The organism is Planktotalea sp. (genome assembly GCF_049680325.1).
In the GTDB taxonomy this organism is placed as follows: Bacteria; Pseudomonadota; Alphaproteobacteria; order Rhodobacterales; family Rhodobacteraceae; genus Planktotalea.
In genome coordinates, this window is record NZ_JBAUHO010000175.1 from 1 (window position 1) to 16026 (window position 16026).

The window sequence follows — 16026 nt, forward strand, 5'->3', positions numbered from 1 at the left end:
GTTCAGCTCTGTGCGTAGCTTGTGCAGAAAAAGGACATCGCTCGCCGCATATTCGATTTGGGCCTTGCTGAGTTTCGCGGCGCCCCAATCGCTTGATTGCTGCTGTTTCGAAATGTCGATGTTCAACAATTCTTGCAGCAGGTTTTTCAGGCCATGACGGTCTGTGTAAGTGCGGATCAATTTGCTGGCGATTTTGGTGCAATAGACGGGCGCAGTCACAACGCCAAACGCGTTCTGCATTGCTGCGATGTCGAATCGACCAAAGTGAAACAGCTTTAGAACATTCGGATCTGTCAGCATCTTGCACAGATTTGGCGCTTCGGTTTGACCTTTGGCTACTTGCACCAGATGGGCATTACCGTCGCCGCCTGACATTTGAATAACGCAGAGACGGTCGCGATGCGGGTGCAAACCCATCGTCTCGCAATCAATGGCAACAACTGGACCAAGGTCCAAGTCAGCTGGAATGTCGTTTTGATAGAGTGTGTTGGTCATTCTCTTTCCAATCTGTTCGGGGAGAATGGTGCCCAGGAGAGGACTCGAACCTCCACATCCTTGCGAATACTAGCACCTGAAGCTAGCGCGTCTACCAATTCCGCCACCTGGGCAGGTGCCTTCGGATCGGCGTTTAGACTTGGTCGCAGTTACTGTCAACGAGATTCGCCGCCAGATTTTACGCTGGTTTTCATGTTTTTTGGCAAAGGTTGGCAAAACTTGGCACTTTGATGCAAAATGCCTCAGAGTCCTGCCTTGCCTGCACGCGCAGGGGTCGGTACATCTGCATCAAGCATAAGACAGAGGATTACGTGCATGTCTAAACTTGTCACGATCTACGGCGGTTCCGGTTTTCTGGGACGCTATATCGCGCGCCGTATGGCAAAACAGGGCTGGCGCGTGCGCGTCGCAGTACGTCGCCCGAACGAGGCGATGTTTGTAAAACCCTATGGCACCGTAGGTCAGGTCGAACCTGTTCTGTGCAATATTCGCAATGATGCCTCAGTTGCTTCAGTGATGCAGGGCGCGGATGCTGTGGTGAATTGCGTGGGCACATTTGATTCAGGCGGCAAGAACAATTTTGAAGCGGTGCAGGCCGAAGGCGCTGGTCGTGTTGCCCGCCTTGCTGCCGCTGCGGGCATTCAAACTATGGTTCAAATTTCGGCCATTGGCGCGGATGAAAATTCCGAAAGTGAGTATTCCCGCACCAAAGCGCTGGGCGAGGCAAACGTGCTTGAGCATATGCCCAATGCGATGATCCTGCGCCCGTCGATCCTGTTCGGGGCCGAAGACAAGTTCTTTAACCGCTTTGCGTCGATGTCTCGTATGGGCCCGATCCTGCCTGTCATTGGCGCGGATACGAAATTTCAGCCGATCTATGTTGACGATGTGGCTGCCGCTGCCGTCAAGGGCGTGCTTGGGCAAGCGCAGGGCGTGTACGAGCTGGGCGGAGCCGACGTGCATAGCTTCCGTGAGTTGATGGAAACGACTTTGGATGTGATCCAGCGCCGCAAGCTGATCCTGAACATTCCCTTCCCGATCGCCCGTATCATCGCGTTCGCCTTTGATATCGGCGAAAAGATCACGCTCGGCCTTGTAAAGAACCCCGTCGCTACGCGCGATCAGGTCAAAAGCCTGCGTGTTGATAATGTTGTAAGCGACGGCGCAAAGGGGCTGGCCGATCTGGGCATCACTCCCGTTGCTATGGAAGCTGTGTTGCCTGATTACCTATGGCGGTTCCGTCCATCGGGTCAGTACGCTGCAATCAAGGATTCAGCAAAGAACTTGCGCGCTTAATGCGATGTAAATCTAATGAAATCGGCGGCCCGGGTGGCCGCCTTTTTTATGCGCTGTATCCGATCCAAAGCAGCACAACGCCAAGGATCACGCGGTAGATCACATAGGGCGTGAAGCTGACTGATTTCAGCAAACGCATCATCAATGTAAGTGCAAGCATGGCTGCGATGAAGGCGAAGAACGCGGCGATGGCACCATCGCGCGCAAGGGCGGCGTTAGCGTCCGCTGCAACTTCCAGACCCAGCAATGTGCCCGACGCAATGATCGTAGGGATCGACATCAGCATTGCGATCTTGGCCCCGTCTTCGCGGGTGTAGCCAAGGTAGCGCGCTGCGGTAATGGTGATGCCCGAACGCGATGTTCCGGGGATCAAGGCAACGGCCTGCCATACACCCATTGTGATCGCATCCTTCAACGACCAATCGCTCGCGGTTTTGACGGTCGGTCCTTTTTGATCCGCCCAGTAAAGGACCAGGCCGAAAATCAGCATGGTCCAACCGATAACGGTTATGCCGCGCATCGCGTCGTCAAGCCCGCTCACTTTCAGGAAAAGCCCGAAGATGATGACGGGAACCGTTCCAACAGCAAGGAGAAAGGCAAGTTTGGCACCGGGATCGTCAAGCTTGCCTGTTAGCATTTTAGGGATGCCCATAAGTGCGAGCCGCACATCGTTCCAGAAATAGAGGATCACAGCGAAAAGCGTTCCCACATGCACCGCTACGTCGATCACCTGACCTTGGTCTTGCAGCCCTGTTAGACTGGGAAGCAGGATAAGGTGCCCTGATGACGAAACGGGCAGGAATTCGGTAATCCCCTGAATGACGGCAACAAGGAGCAGGTGGAATAGCGACATGGAATTACCTCATGTGAATCTTGCCAAGCTCTAGCGCAAGGCGATTCGCGAGGGAAGAGTGTGAAAAGGTCCGAAGTGGACATAAATTTTCAACTAGAAGCGCAATGAGCGCGATGAAATAACAAAAATTGATAATTTAGGTAACTCTTTGTGACTTTTATTTGTGAAAGACATTGATTAAAGAATGAGAACCGGAATTCTGTCGGATCTATGGGAGTGCACACATCATGGCAAAGCAACCAATGCTTAAATTCGTTTCGCTCGAGCGCGATATGCCCACGAAACGCGCGCCTGATCTGCGCAACAAGGACTTTGGCGAAATTTATGCAGAATACGCAGATGCCAAGGCGAAAGAGCAGGCAAGCCGTTGTTCGCAATGTGGTGTGCCTTATTGCCAGACCCACTGCCCGCTGCACAACAACATACCGGATTGGCTACGTTTGACTGCCGAGGGGCGCTTGCAGGAAGCCTATGAGCTATCGCAAGAGACGAACACATTTCCTGAAATTTGCGGTCGTATTTGCCCACAGGATCGCCTGTGCGAAGGCAACTGTGTGATTGAAAGCTCTGGTCATGGCACCGTGACCATCGGTTCGGTGGAGAAATACATAACCGATACGGCATGGGAAAACGGCTGGGTCAAAGCAATCAAGCCCACAACGGAGCGCACTGAAAGTGTTGGCATCATCGGTGCGGGCCCTGGTGGCTTGGCTGCTGCGGACGTGCTGCGCCGACAGGGTGTGCAGGTCACGATCTATGATCGTTATGACCGCGCAGGTGGTTTGCTGACGTATGGTATTCCTGGTTTCAAGCTGGAAAAAGACGTGGTGATGCGCCGTAACGATCAGCTCGCCGAGGGCGGTGTGACGTTCAAGCTGAATTGCAATGTGGGCGAGGATATCTCTTTCGCAGATATTCAAGCGGCCCATGACGCAGTTATCATCGCGACGGGTGTTTATAAAACACGTGATCTCGCTGGTCCCGGTTCTGGTGCCAAAGGCATCGAGCGTGCGATTGATTATCTTACCGTCTCGAACCGCAAAAGTTTTGGCGATGATGTCGCGGAATTCGAGAGCGGCCAACTGGATGCCAAAGGCAAGCGCGTTGTTGTCATCGGTGGCGGCGACACGGCAATGGATTGTGTGCGTACCGCAATCCGTCAGGGTGCGACATCTGTTAAGTGTCTGTATCGTCGTGACCGCGCAAACATGCCGGGTTCGCAGCGCGAAGTGCAGAACGCAGAAGAAGAGGGCGTCGTGTTCGAATGGCTTTCTGCGCCGAAAGGCTTCGTTGAGAAAGATGGCACGGTTTCCGGAGTGATGGTCCAGAAAATGCGTCTTGGCGCGCCTGATGCGACTGGTCGCCAAGCCCCCGAAGTGATCGAGGGTGCGGATTATGTGGAAGAGGCGGATATCGTCATCAAAGCGCTGGGCTTCGAGCCTGAGGATTTGCCAAAGCTTTGGGGTGTCGAAGGCCTTGAAGTCACGCGATGGGGCACTGTGAAAGCGGCGTTCACAAGCGGCGCGACAGATATGCCCGGTGTTTACGCAGTTGGCGATATTGTGCGCGGTGCGTCCCTGGTTGTTTGGGCGATCAAGGACGGGCGCGATTGCGCTGAGGCGATTTTGGATCAGCTCAACAGCTCAACAGCGGTCGCAGCAGAATGAGCCGCCTGTCGGGGCAATGCATGTGTGGCAATGTAAAGCTGTCGTTCGAGCCGCTTGAGCCAAAGCTAGGTGCGTGTCATTGCGAGATGTGCCGCCGTTGGACCGGCAGCGCATTCTTGGAAATCGATGCCAAACCCGGAAGTCTAACCGTTGAGGGGCCTGTCAAAAGCTATACCTCATCGGAATGGGCAGAGCGGGCGTGGTGCGACACCTGTGGTTCAACGCTTTGGTATCATCTGACAATACCGGAGCATGATTATTACAGCATTTCGGCAGGGCTCGTGGACAACGCAGGCGGTCTGAAGCTGGAAAAAGAAATCTACATTGACGTGAAACCCGAAGGCTATGCCTTTGCAGGCGATCACGAGACGAAAACCAAGGCCGAAGTCGAAGCAGGATTCGCGGCATTTGCACAAGGAATATCTCAATGACCAAGTATGATGCAAATTGGGTAAAGAACGAAGAAGCCAAGCGCGCGTATATGGCCGAGAATGGCCTGTATGACGAAAGCGAAGAGCATAGCTCTTGTGGTGTTGGTCTGGTTGTTTCGGTTGATGGCAAGCCAAGCCGCAAAGTGGTTGAGGCGGGCATCAATGCGCTTAAGGCGATCTGGCATCGCGGTGCTGTTGATGCGGATGGAAAGACCGGCGATGGCGCAGGCATCCATGTGCAAATCCCCGTGTCGTTCTTTTACGATCAGATCGAACGTACCGGCCACACACCACGCAAGAACGAATTGATGGCGGTTGGTCAGGTCTTCCTTCCACGCACCAACTTTGGATCACAAGAGACTTGCCGCACGATTGTGGAAACCGAAGTCTTGCGCATGGGTTACTACATCTACGGCTGGCGCCATGTGCCTGTTGATGTGACCTGCCTTGGTGAAAAAGCCAACGCGACCCGCCCAGAGATCGAACAAATCCTGATCTCAAACGCCAAAGGCGTTGACGAAGAAACATTCGAGCGCGAGCTATATGTTATCCGTCGCCGCATTGAAAAAGCGGCAATCGCCGCAGGCATCAACGGGTTATATCTCGCGTCCTTGTCCTGCCGCTCTGTGATCTACAAGGGTATGATGCTCGCCGAGCAGGTCGCGGTGTTCTACCCCGATCTGATGGATGAGCGGTTCGAAAGCGCGTTCGCAATCTATCACCAGCGCTATTCTACCAACACGTTCCCGCAGTGGTGGCTTGCACAACCGTTCCGTATGCTTGCACATAACGGTGAAATCAACACGCTCAAGGGCAACGTCAATTGGATGAAAAGCCATGAAATTCGCATGGCCTCCGGTGCCTTTGGCGATATGGCTGAAGATATCAAACCGATCATTCCATCTGGATCGTCCGACTCTGCTGCGCTGGATTCCGTGTTCGAGGTTCTGGTGCGTGCAGGTCGCTCTGCGCCGATGGCCAAGACCATGCTGGTCCCTGAAAGCTGGTCCAAGCAAGCGGTTGAGCTGCCACAAAGCTGGCGCGATATGTATTCCTATTGCAACTCTGTGATGGAGCCATGGGATGGCCCGGCCGCCTTGGCGATGACCGATGGTCGCTGGGTCTGCGCAGGTCTTGACCGCAATGGTCTGCGCCCGATGCGGTATGTCGTGACGGGAGATGGCCTGCTGATTGCCGGCTCCGAGGCAGGCATGGTTCCGATCGACGAAGCCACTGTCGTTGAAAAAGGCGCGCTTGGACCGGGCCAAATTCTTGCTGTCGATATGCAAGACGGCAAGATGTACCGCGACAAGGAAATCAAGGACAAACTGGCCGCGGCGCAACCGTTTGGTGAATGGGTCGGCAAAATCAATGAGTTGGACGATGCCCTGGCGTCGGTCACTGAAAAGGCGATTTATTCTGGCAGTGAGCTGCGCAAGCGTCAGATCGCGGCTGGCTATACCATCGAAGAGCTGGAGCAAATTCTTGCGCCAATGGCCGAAGATGGCAAGGAAACACTGGCCTCAATGGGCGATGATACGCCCTCTGCCGTGTTGTCCAAGAAGTACCGCCCGCTCAGCCATTTCTTCCGTCAAAACTTCTCTCAGGTGACCAACCCGCCGATCGACAGCCTGCGCGAATTCCGCGTGATGAGTCTCAAGACGCGTTTTGGCAACCTGAAGAACGTGCTGGATGAAAGCTCTGCCCAGACCGAAATTCTGGTGCTCGACAGTCCTTTTGTTGGAAACGCGCAGTGGGATGAGCTGACACGTCAGTTCAACGCTGATCTGGTTGAAATCGAATGTTCTTTCGAGCGAGGCAAAGGTGCCTTGCAGGCAGGTCTTGAACGTATCCGCGCAGAAGTTGAAGATGCCGTGCGTTCTGGTGCAGGCCACATCGTTCTAACCGATCAGGCCCAAAGCGAGACACGTGTTGGCATGCCGATGATCCTGGCGACATCTGCGGTGCATAGTCATCTGACCCGCAAGGGTTTGCGCACATTCTGCTCGCTCAACGTACGGTCTGCCGAGTGTATTGATCCGCATTACTTTGCAGTTCTGATCGGCTGTGGCGCAACTGTTGTGAACGCTTATCTGGCCGAAGATTCACTTGCGGATCGTATCGAACGTGGCCTGTTGGATGGCACTTTGACCGACGCAACAGCACGCTATCGCAATGCGATTGACCAAGGTCTTTTGAAGATCATGGCGAAGATGGGTATCTCTGTTGTATCTTCCTATCGCGGCGGTTTGAACTTTGAAGCCGTTGGTCTGTCTCGCGCCATGTGCGCAGAGTTCTTTCCGGGCATGACATCACGTATCAGTGGTATCGGTGTATCGGGCATCCAGTTCAAAGCGGAAGAAATTCACGCGCTGGGCTGGCAGGGTGGTCGTGATGTGTTGCCGATTGGCGGCTTTTACAAAGCCCGCAAATCTGGCGAAACCCATGCGTGGGAAGCGCAGTCCATGCATATGATGCAGACCGCGTGTAACACTGGTTCTTTCCAGATGTGGAAGCAGTATAGCGCCAAGATGCAAAGCAACCCGCCAATCAACTTGCGCGATCTGCTGGCGATCAAGCCTATGGGCGAAGCGATCAACGTGGACGAAGTGGAAAGCGTTACTGCGATCCGCAAGCGTTTCGTTACGCCCGGCATGTCTTTGGGGGCTCTGTCGCCCGAGGCACATAAAACGCTTAACGTTGCGATGAACCGTATTGGTGCACGTTCTGACTCAGGCGAGGGCGGTGAAGATCCGGCGCACTTTTTGCCAGAGCCGAATGGCGACAACCCTTCTGCGAAAATCAAGCAGGTGGCGTCTGGCCGCTTTGGTGTAACGGCGGAATACCTAAACCAATGTGAAGAGTTGGAAATCAAAGTCGCGCAGGGTGCAAAGCCCGGCGAAGGTGGTCAGTTGCCCGGAATGAAGGTCACTGACCTTATCGCGCGACTGCGTCACTCGACCAAGGGCGTGACATTGATTTCACCGCCGCCGCATCACGATATCTACTCCATCGAAGACCTCGCGCAGTTGATCTACGATCTCAAGCAGATCAACCCGCGTTGCAAGGTGACTGTGAAGCTGGTGGCCTCTTCTGGCGTTGGCACGATTGCGGCTGGTGTTGCCAAGGCCAAGGCGGATGTGATCCTGATTTCCGGTCATAACGGCGGCACAGGTGCATCGCCTGCGACATCAATCAAATACGCTGGACTTCCATGGGAAATGGGTCTGACCGAAGCGCATCAAGTGCTTGCGATGAACAACCTTCGTGAGCGGATTACCCTGCGCACGGATGGTGGTCTGCGCACGGGCCGTGATGTTGTTATGGCTGCGATGCTTGGCGCCGAAGAATACGGTATCGGTACCGCTGCATTGATCGCGATGGGTTGCATCATGGTGCGTCAATGTCAGTCAAACACCTGCCCCGTAGGCGTGTGTACGCAAGATGAAGCATTGCGCGATAAGTTCACGGGTAACGCCGAGAAGGTCGTCAACCTGATTACTTTCTATGCGCAAGAAGTGCGCGAAGTGCTCGCCTCTATCGGTGCGCGCTCGATGGATGATGTGATTGGCCGCGCTGACCTGCTTCATCAGGTGTCCCGTGGCTCTGCGCATCTTGATGATCTCGATCTCAACCCGTTGTTGATAACCGTCGATGGTGCTGCGGATATCGTTTATGATCGTGATCGTCCACGTAATGCCGTGCCTGACACGCTGGATGCGGAAATCGTGCGCGATGCTGCGCGGTTCCTTGAGGATGGTGAAAAGATGCAGCTAAGCTATGCGGTGCAAAACACGCACCGCAGCGTCGGTACGCGTGTGTCCAGCCATATCGTGAAGAACTTCGGCATGCGAAACGCGCTTCAAGCGGATCACCTGACGGTGCAGCTGAAAGGTTCAGCAGGCCAATCGCTTGGTGCCTTTGCAGCGCCGGGGCTAAAACTGGAAGTGAGCGGCGACGCGAACGACTATGTCGGTAAGGGTCTGTCTGGCGGTACAATCGTCGTACGTCCACCAATGGCCAGCCCTTTGAAGGCTTGTGACAACACAATTATCGGTAACACGGTGCTTTATGGCGCAACCGACGGTTTCCTCTTTGCTGCGGGTCGCGCAGGCGAGCGGTTTGCGGTACGCAACTCGGGTGCGAGCGTTGTGATCGAGGGCTGTGGCTCTAACGGTTGTGAGTATATGACAGGCGGCGTTGCTGTTATTCTGGGTTCCATCGGTGCCAACTTCGGTGCGGGTATGACGGGTGGTATGGCGTATCTTTACGACCCGGATGGCCAAGCGCATCGCTTGATGAACCATGAAACGCTTGTGACTTGCGCCGTGGCGACACCGCATTGGCAGCGCCAGTTGAAAACGCTGGTTGAACGTCATCTGGCAGAAACTGGTAGCCGCAAAGCTGCCGAACTGCTTCAGCATTGGGATCTGGAACTTGGCAACTTTGTTCAGGTCTGCCCGATCGAGATGCTGAACAATCTTCCGCATCCCTTGGGGATCGAAGATAAAGCGGTTCCTGCGGAGTAAGCGCAACTGATCTAAAAAAACGCCCGAGGCAGCGCTTCGGGCGTTTTGCTATTCTGCAAGGCTCTGTATGCTTGGCTGCATGGCACGCGCAGCAAAGAAAAAAACAACCCCAAAGAAAACCAGCAAGCCCAAAGTGAAACGCTCTCTTGCGGATCGTATAAAGGGCACGCGGGCGTTTGTGCGGCGCTGGGCGTTGCGGATCATACTTCTGTTAGCGGTGGCCGTTGTTCTCTGGGTGCTACTCTATGCTTGGGTCAATCCCAACAAAACACCCTAGATGCGTAGTGAAGAGCTGCGTATTGGCGGCGACGTAGATCACGAATGGGTGCCTTTGGAAGAAATTGCGTCGGTGATGGCCCGCTCTGTCGTGGCTGCTGAGGATGCAAACTATTGTAACCATTGGGGCTTTGACATGAGCGCGATCCGCGCTGCTGTTGACTCTGGCGGTGCGCGCGGTGCCTCAACGCTCAGTCAGCAAGTGGTTAAGAACGTTTATCTCTGGCAAGGGCGTAGCTACGTGCGCAAAGCCTTGGAGGCGGCGTTGACGCCTTTGGTGGAGCTGACTTGGTCCAAACGGCGTATTCTGGAAGTTTATCTGAACATCGCAGAATTTGATGAAGGCGTCTTTGGCGTCGAAGCCGCGTCGCGACATTACTTTGGCGTTGGGCCTGAGCAACTGAACGCGACACAGGCCGCCCGATTGGCAGCGATCCTGCCCTCGCCCAAGACCCGCAGTGCGTCGCGCCCTTCAAATTATGTCCGAAAACGAACAAAGCAGATCATAGACGGGGCGGCTACGATCCGCCGTGACGGGCGCGCGTCTTGTTTTGAGGATTGAACTTAGCGTCTAGGCGGGGCATTCAGTGTTGCACACTTATTTGAGTTAGAACCCGTTCCTATGGCCCGTCTTTATCACGTTCCTCTTTCGCCTTTCTGCCGCAAGGTGCGGTTGGTTCTTGCAGAGAAGAAGATCGACGTTGAGCTGATCGAAGAACGCTATTGGGAAGCGGACCCCGATTTCATGCGCCGCAACCCTGCCGGTAAAGTGCCTGTTTTGAAAATGAACGGCCGCACGATGCCCGACAGCATGGCAATTTGCGAGTATCTTGAAGAAAAGTATCCAGAGCGTCCGTTGATGCCCCAGACTGCCGAAGGGCGATATGAAGTGCGGCGACTTGTGGCATGGTTTGATGACAAGTTTCACCAGGAAGTCACGTCTAAGTTGCTATATGAGCGTGTGAACAAAAAGCTGATGAACCAGGGCTACCCTGACAGCCGCAATGTGAAAGAAGGCGCAAAGGCGATCAAGTATCACCTCGACTACATGGCATGGCTTTTGGATCATCGTCGCTGGCTCGCAGGCGATACCATGACGATTGCGGATTTCGCGGCAGCCGCGCATTTATCATCGCTGGATTACAATTCCGATGTGGATTGGACGCGCTCTGAAACGGTAAAAGACTGGTTCGCCAAAATCAAATCGCGCCCTGCTTTCCGTTCGATCCTTGCGGATCAAGTGCCCGGTTTCCCCCCTGCAAAGCACTACAACGATCTTGATTTCTGATCTGAAAACCCGGCTTGTCGCAGAAGCGCATGAAATGGGGTTTGATGCCTGCCGTATTTGTCGGCCGTGGGATGTCCCCCTGGTGCCCGAGCGGTTGGAGGCCTTCGTTGCGAAACAGCGTCACGGGCAAATGAGCTGGATGGCCGAACGCATGCACTGGCGGGGCAACCCTGCCGATCTATGGCCTGCCGCGAAATCGGTGATTATGCTTGGGGAAAGCTATACGCCCGAACATGATCCGCTAGATATTTTACAGCATCCAGATCGCGGTGCGATTTCTGTCTATGCGCAGAACAAAGACTACCACGATATGGTCAAGAAGCGTCTGAAACGCTTGGCCCGTTGGCTGATCGCCGAGAGCGGTGGTGAGGTTAAGGTATTCGTCGATACCGCGCCTGTCCCTGAAAAGCCGCTGGGGGCTGCTGCGGGATTGGGATGGCAGGGAAAACACACCAATCTGGTCAGCCGTCAGATGGGCAATTGGTTCTTTTTAGGCTCTGTTTTTACCACATTGGACCTGCCCAGGGACGAGGCAGAAGAAGATCATTGCGGCAGTTGCCGTGCCTGTCTGGATATCTGCCCGACGGACGCGTTTCCAGCGCCTTATCAGCTGGATGCACGGCGGTGCATCTCTTACCTTACGATCGAGCATAAAGGGCCTGTGGAGCAAGAGCTGCGGGGCAAGTTGGGCAATCGTATTTATGGATGCGATGATTGTCTGGCGGCCTGCCCTTGGAACAAATTTGCCATCGCTGCGCGCGAATTGCGCTATGCCGCGCGCGAAGAATTAAAAGCGCCGCGCCTCGCAGAGCTAGCCGCGCTAGATGACGCCGCGTTCAGGGCGCTGTTTTCTGGCTCGCCGATCAAACGGATCGGACGGGACCGCTTTGTACGCAATGTGCTTTATGCCATTGGTAATTCGGGCATGCAGGAACTGCATTCGGTTGCGCAAAGGTTGGTAGATGATCCTGACCCTGCAGTTGCAGATGCTGCACGCTGGGCATGCGCGCGGCTTTCGTGAGAGATGCGGGAGCCTCCGGCGGGAGTTTTTTGGCAAAATGAAGCAACAAACGGCGCGAATAGACAGGATGCGTGCAGTTTAGGTGCTAGATCAATGATGATCTAAAGGAGCAAAACTATGGCGCTATTGTTGGGTGTCGATACAGGCGGAACCTATACCGATGCAGTGCTATTGCGTGATGAACAAGAGATCGTTGCATCCGCCAAAGCGCTGACCACCAAACATGACCTGGCAATCGGAATTGGCGGTGCAGTGGAGGCGGTTCTTGCCGAGAGCGGCGTCGATCCGGCAGATGTTGCAATGGCGTCCCTTTCCACGACGCTGGCCACCAACGCGCTGGTTGAGGGGCAGGGCGGGCGTGTAGCGCTGATCTATATCGGCTTCAAAGATCGCGACCTTGATACCCATGGCTTACGCGATGCGCTTAAGGGTGATCCTGCTCTGGTGCTGGCCGGCGGTCATAATCATGCAGGCGGCGAAGCGGAGCCGTTAGATATTCAGGGTCTAAATACCTTTTTAGAGACCCATATGGATGTCTCTGCCTTTGCTGTTGCATCGCAATTTGCCACGCGCAATCCGGCGCATGAACTACTGGCTATGGCGCGGATATCTGAGGTGACGGGCGCGCCTGTTAGTGCCTCGCATCAATTGTCCGCCAAATTGAACGGGCCAAAGCGGGCGATGACGGCAGTGTTGAATGCGCGTTTGATCGGGATGATCGACGGGTTGATTGCATCGGCGCAAGGCACTTTGGTGCGTTTGGGGATCAATGCGCCCTTGATGGTCGTACGCGGGGATGGTGCCCTCATCGGTGCTGAAATGGCCCGAGAGCGCCCGATAGAGACTATTTTAAGCGGACCTGCCGCCTCCATCGTTGGCGCACGTTGGTTAACGGGTGCGGATCATGCGTTGGTGTCTGACATTGGTGGAACGACAACCGATATTGCGGTCCTTCGTGACGGGCGACCAGCAATTGATCCGATGGGGGCGCAGGTCGGTCCCTATCGTACGATGGTTGAAGCGGTGGCTATGCGCACTCACGGGCTGGGCGGCGACAGCGAGGTGCATTTTGTGTCCTCTGGTCTGCAAGGTGGCGTTACGCTGGGACCACGCCGCGTTGTTCCTGTCTCTTTGATCGCGCTTGATGCCCCTGAAGCGGTGCATGCTGCACTTGATGCTCAGTTGCGAAGCACGGTTCCGGGCGATTACGACGGGCGTTTTGTGCGCGCGGTCAAAGGACTGCGATCAGAAGGGTTGAGCCCGCGCGAAGCAGTGTTGCTTGAAAGGATCGGGGAACACGTGCTTCCGATGGGGCAGGCGTTGAAGAACCGCATCGAGGCCCAATCGCTTAAACGTTTGATCGAGCGTGGTTTGGTCCAGATTGCGGCTGTCACGCCAAGCGATGCAAGCCATGCTTTGGGCCGTGTAGATGCATGGGACGCCAGCGCGGCGAGCAAAGCGCTCGCTCTGATCGGGCGCAGGCGCACAGGTGCGGGAGATATGTTGGCGAGCGATCCCAAAGATATGGCGCAGATTATCATTGACCAACTGACGCACCAGACAGCTTTGGCCTTGTTAGAGACTGGTTTTGCTGAGGAAAACACAGACTTTGGCCTTCCTGCAAGCGAACTGGCGCGCCATGTTCTGACGCAAAGTGGTTTAGGTCGTCATCGGGGTCTTTTGCGCATTGATGCTGGTTTAAACTTGCCCGTGATCGGTTTGGGAGCCTCTGCAGCGAGCTACTATCCAGCAGTTGGCGCGCGTCTTGGCTGTGAGACGATCCTGCCCGAACATGGTGGCGTTGCGAATGCGATTGGCGCTGTTGTGGGGCGCGTGACAATGCGCAGGCAGGGATTGGTCAGCGCCCCGAGCGAAGGACGGTATCGCGTGCACTTCGAGACGGGCCCAGAAGATTTCAACAATAGTGAAGCAGCGCTGAGCGCGCTCGAGGAACGGCTGAAATTACAGGCGCGACAGGATGCCGAACATTCCGGGGCGGAAGATATTCACATCGATGTGTCGCGCGATATCAAGACTGCTAAGACAGAGGCACGCGACGTGTTTATTGAAGCCGTCATTTCTGTGCAGGCATCAGGGCGTCCAAGGATCGCTGTCTGACACCCTTATGATAGGCATGATGGCGGCTGGTTTCAAAGTCATGTTTCAAGGCTTCACAGAACTGCGCGACTTTGAAATCTTGCTTTGATTTTTCCAAGCGCACACCATTTAGTACAGCAGACCGAAAACAGGAGTGTGCCATGACGACTTATCGCAAGGATATGGATGTAGTTGCCTCGCTTGATCCCGAGCAGTACCGCGTTACGCAAGAGAGCGGGACCGAACGACCAGGGACAGGCGGGTATCTGGATAACAAAGAGCCGGGGATTTACGTGGATATTGTCTCGGGCGAGCCATTATTTGCCTCGTCTGACAAATATGAAAGCGGATGCGGCTGGCCGTCTTTCACAAAGCCGCTGGTGCATGAGTTTGTGAATGAATTGCGCGACACGACCCACGGCATGATCCGTACAGAGGTGCGTTCGACCCATGGAGATAGCCACTTGGGTCACGTTTTTAATGACGGTCCGCCCGATCAGGGTGGATTAAGATATTGTATCAACTCGGCCTCGCTGCGTTTTGTGCATAAGGATGAAATGGAAAGCGAAGGATATGGGCAGTATTTGGATCAAGTGGAGGATATCACATGAACGAGCGCGCAGTACTGGCAGGCGGATGTTTCTGGGGGATGGAAGACCTGATCCGCAAGCTGGATGGGGTAATTGCGACCCGCGTGGGGTACACGGGCGGTGACGTCGCAAATGCAACCTATCGCAACCATGGCACCCATGCGGAAGGGATCGAGATTATCTTTGACCCCAGCAAGATCACATACCGCCGTATTCTGGAGTTCTTTTTTCAGATCCACGACCCCACCACCGAGAATCGACAGGGAAATGATCGCGGTCTTAGCTACCGTTCTGCAATTTACTATGTGGATGATGCTCAGAAAGCTGTCGCAGTGGATACCATCGCGGATGTGAATGCTTCTGGCCTGTGGCCCGGAAAGGTAGTGACAGAGCTAGAACCTGTCGGCGATTTTTGGGAAGCAGAACCAGAGCATCAAGATTATCTGGAACGAATTCCGAATGGCTATACCTGCCATTTCATTCGCCCCGACTGGGTGCTGCCCAAGCGCGCCGCAGAGTAGGCTTTTCTTGCGCGCGATGCTGGTGTAGCGATGGGGTATGTCCCCATTTACTGGCATCGCGCTCAAACTCATTTCGGTTGTTCTTTTTGTCATCATGTCCGCGCTTATCAAAGCAACGACAGATGATGTTCCGACGGGCCAGGCGATGTTCTTCCGCTCATTCTTTGCGTTGCCGGTTATTGTGCTTTGGCTTGTTTGGCGACGTGAACTTAAGACAGGATTGCGCACGTCAAAGCCTATGGGCCACATTTGGCGGGGCTTGATCGGGGTTTGCGGTATGGGATTTGGATTTTCCTCACTGGCGTATTTGCCATTGCCTGATGTGACGGCGATCGGCTTTGCTGCGCCTTTGATGACCGTGCTTTTGGCGGCGCTGTTGCTCGGCGAACGCCTGCGGCTCTATCGGCTCTCTGCGGTGCTTTTGGGGCTTGTTGGCGTCATGGTTATCCTGTCGCCACGGCTGTCGATTTTTTCGGGCGAGACGTTGGAAAGCGCTGCGCAGATCGGTGTGATACTGGTGCTGACCTCTGCAATGTTCCGTGCATTGGCGCAAATCCACATTCGCCGTTTGGCCCAGACCGAGCAGACAGCCGCGATTGTGTTCTACTTTTCAATGACAACGACGCTTCTGTCACTTTTGACCCTTCCGCTTGGATGGACCGTGCCAAGCAGCAGTGCGATTGCGATGCTTATCTGCGCAGGGTTGATTGGGGGCGCGGCACAGATTTTTATTACCTCTGCCTACCGATTTGCCGACGCCGCGGTGATTGCACCGTTTGATTACGCCTCGATCCTTTTCGCGATGGCGATCGGATATGTCTTCTTTTCGGACGTGCCAACGCCGCAGATGCTTATTGGCTCTGCGATTGTGATGACAGCTGGTTTGTTGATTATCTGGCGTGAGCGCGCATTGGGTTTGAAGCGTGGTAAGGCGCGCCCGAACCTGACACCGCAGGGGTAAA

Annotated in this window: 13 protein-coding genes and 1 tRNA gene; 11 read left to right on the plus strand and 3 right to left on the minus strand. The window is 54.8% G+C overall.

The features are described 5' to 3' along the window. A partial coding sequence (locus WBC85_RS08020) for a ribonuclease D (RefSeq protein ID WP_424435003.1) occupies positions 1-495 on the minus strand: 495 nt, incomplete at its 3' end. 26 nt (positions 496-521) lie between these two features. After that, a tRNA-Leu gene (locus tag WBC85_RS08025) sits at positions 522-608 on the minus strand. 202 nt (positions 609-810) lie between these two features. Between WBC85_RS08025 and WBC85_RS08030 the strand changes: the two genes are divergently transcribed. Beyond that, positions 811-1791 carry a complex I NDUFA9 subunit family protein gene (locus WBC85_RS08030; RefSeq protein WP_424435006.1) on the plus strand — a complete coding sequence of 327 codons (981 nt, stop codon included), beginning with the start codon at positions 811-813 and terminating at the stop codon, positions 1789-1791. Between the two features lie 46 nt (positions 1792-1837). Here the strand turns inward: WBC85_RS08030 and WBC85_RS08035 are convergent, their stop codons facing one another. Then, positions 1838-2644, minus strand: a complete 807-nt coding sequence (locus WBC85_RS08035) for an undecaprenyl-diphosphate phosphatase (protein ID WP_424435009.1) — start codon at positions 2642-2644, stop codon at positions 1838-1840. 227 nt (positions 2645-2871) lie between these two features. Between WBC85_RS08035 and WBC85_RS08040 the strand changes: the two genes are divergently transcribed. From WBC85_RS08040 to WBC85_RS08085, 10 genes are all read left to right on the plus strand, one after another. Then, positions 2872-4311, plus strand: coding sequence for an NAD(P)-dependent oxidoreductase (locus tag WBC85_RS08040; protein WP_424435012.1), 1440 nt, complete (start codon positions 2872-2874; stop codon positions 4309-4311). After that, positions 4308-4742 carry a GFA family protein gene (locus WBC85_RS08045; protein WP_424435015.1) on the plus strand — a complete coding sequence of 145 codons (435 nt, stop codon included), beginning with the start codon at positions 4308-4310 and terminating at the stop codon, positions 4740-4742. The genes WBC85_RS08040 and WBC85_RS08045 overlap by 4 nt, the downstream gene beginning before the upstream one ends. Next, positions 4739-9271, plus strand: coding sequence for a glutamate synthase large subunit (gltB, locus tag WBC85_RS08050; protein WP_424435018.1), 4533 nt, complete (start codon positions 4739-4741; stop codon positions 9269-9271). The genes WBC85_RS08045 and gltB overlap by 4 nt, the downstream gene beginning before the upstream one ends. 277 nt (positions 9272-9548) lie before the next feature. Beyond that, positions 9549-10109, plus strand: a complete 561-nt coding sequence (gene mtgA / locus WBC85_RS08055) for a monofunctional biosynthetic peptidoglycan transglycosylase (RefSeq protein ID WP_424435021.1) — start codon at positions 9549-9551, stop codon at positions 10107-10109. Between the two features lie 60 nt (positions 10110-10169). Further along, the gene (locus tag WBC85_RS08060) at positions 10170-10835 is read left to right on the plus strand and encodes a glutathione S-transferase family protein (RefSeq protein ID WP_424435024.1); all 666 of its coding nucleotides are present in this window, start codon (positions 10170-10172) and stop codon (positions 10833-10835) included. After that, the gene (gene queG / locus WBC85_RS08065; RefSeq protein ID WP_424435027.1) at positions 10825-11856 is read left to right on the plus strand and encodes a tRNA epoxyqueuosine(34) reductase QueG; all 1032 of its coding nucleotides are present in this window, start codon (positions 10825-10827) and stop codon (positions 11854-11856) included. The genes WBC85_RS08060 and queG overlap by 11 nt, the downstream gene beginning before the upstream one ends. A gap of 117 nt (positions 11857-11973) precedes the next feature. Further along, positions 11974-13974: a hydantoinase/oxoprolinase N-terminal domain-containing protein gene (locus WBC85_RS08070; protein ID WP_424435030.1), complete on the plus strand. Its 2001-nt coding sequence runs from the start codon at positions 11974-11976 to the stop codon at positions 13972-13974. Between the two features lie 140 nt (positions 13975-14114). Then, positions 14115-14564, plus strand: a complete 450-nt coding sequence (gene msrB / locus WBC85_RS08075) for a peptide-methionine (R)-S-oxide reductase MsrB (RefSeq protein ID WP_424435033.1) — start codon at positions 14115-14117, stop codon at positions 14562-14564. After that, complete coding sequence (gene msrA / locus WBC85_RS08080) at positions 14561-15064, plus strand: peptide-methionine (S)-S-oxide reductase MsrA (RefSeq protein ID WP_424435036.1); 504 nt, start codon at positions 14561-14563, stop codon at positions 15062-15064. The genes msrB and msrA overlap by 4 nt, the downstream gene beginning before the upstream one ends. A 37-nt stretch (positions 15065-15101) precedes the next feature. Next, positions 15102-16025 (plus strand): DMT family transporter, encoded by a 924-nt coding sequence (locus WBC85_RS08085; protein ID WP_424435039.1) that lies wholly within the window; start codon positions 15102-15104, stop codon positions 16023-16025. The last annotated feature ends 1 nt before the right edge of the window (position 16026 follow it).

Coding starts and splice junctions, on each gene's coding strand:
- msrA (WP_424435036.1), top strand. CDS start 14,561: ATGAACGAGCGCGCAGTACTGGCAGGCGGATGTTTCTGGGGGATGGAA.
- gltB (WP_424435018.1), top strand. CDS start 4,739: ATGACCAAGTATGATGCAAATTGGGTAAAGAACGAAGAAGCCAAGCGC.
- WBC85_RS08060 (WP_424435024.1), top strand. CDS start 10,170: ATGGCCCGTCTTTATCACGTTCCTCTTTCGCCTTTCTGCCGCAAGGTG.
- WBC85_RS08035 (WP_424435009.1), bottom strand. CDS start 2,644: ATGTCGCTATTCCACCTGCTCCTTGTTGCCGTCATTCAGGGGATTACC.
- WBC85_RS08070 (WP_424435030.1), top strand. CDS start 11,974: ATGGCGCTATTGTTGGGTGTCGATACAGGCGGAACCTATACCGATGCA.
- WBC85_RS08030 (WP_424435006.1), top strand. CDS start 811: ATGTCTAAACTTGTCACGATCTACGGCGGTTCCGGTTTTCTGGGACGC.
- WBC85_RS08040 (WP_424435012.1), top strand. CDS start 2,872: ATGGCAAAGCAACCAATGCTTAAATTCGTTTCGCTCGAGCGCGATATG.
- mtgA (WP_424435021.1), top strand. CDS start 9,549: ATGCGTAGTGAAGAGCTGCGTATTGGCGGCGACGTAGATCACGAATGG.
- msrB (WP_424435033.1), top strand. CDS start 14,115: ATGACGACTTATCGCAAGGATATGGATGTAGTTGCCTCGCTTGATCCC.
- WBC85_RS08085 (WP_424435039.1), top strand. CDS start 15,102: ATGTCCCCATTTACTGGCATCGCGCTCAAACTCATTTCGGTTGTTCTT.
- WBC85_RS08045 (WP_424435015.1), top strand. CDS start 4,308: ATGAGCCGCCTGTCGGGGCAATGCATGTGTGGCAATGTAAAGCTGTCG.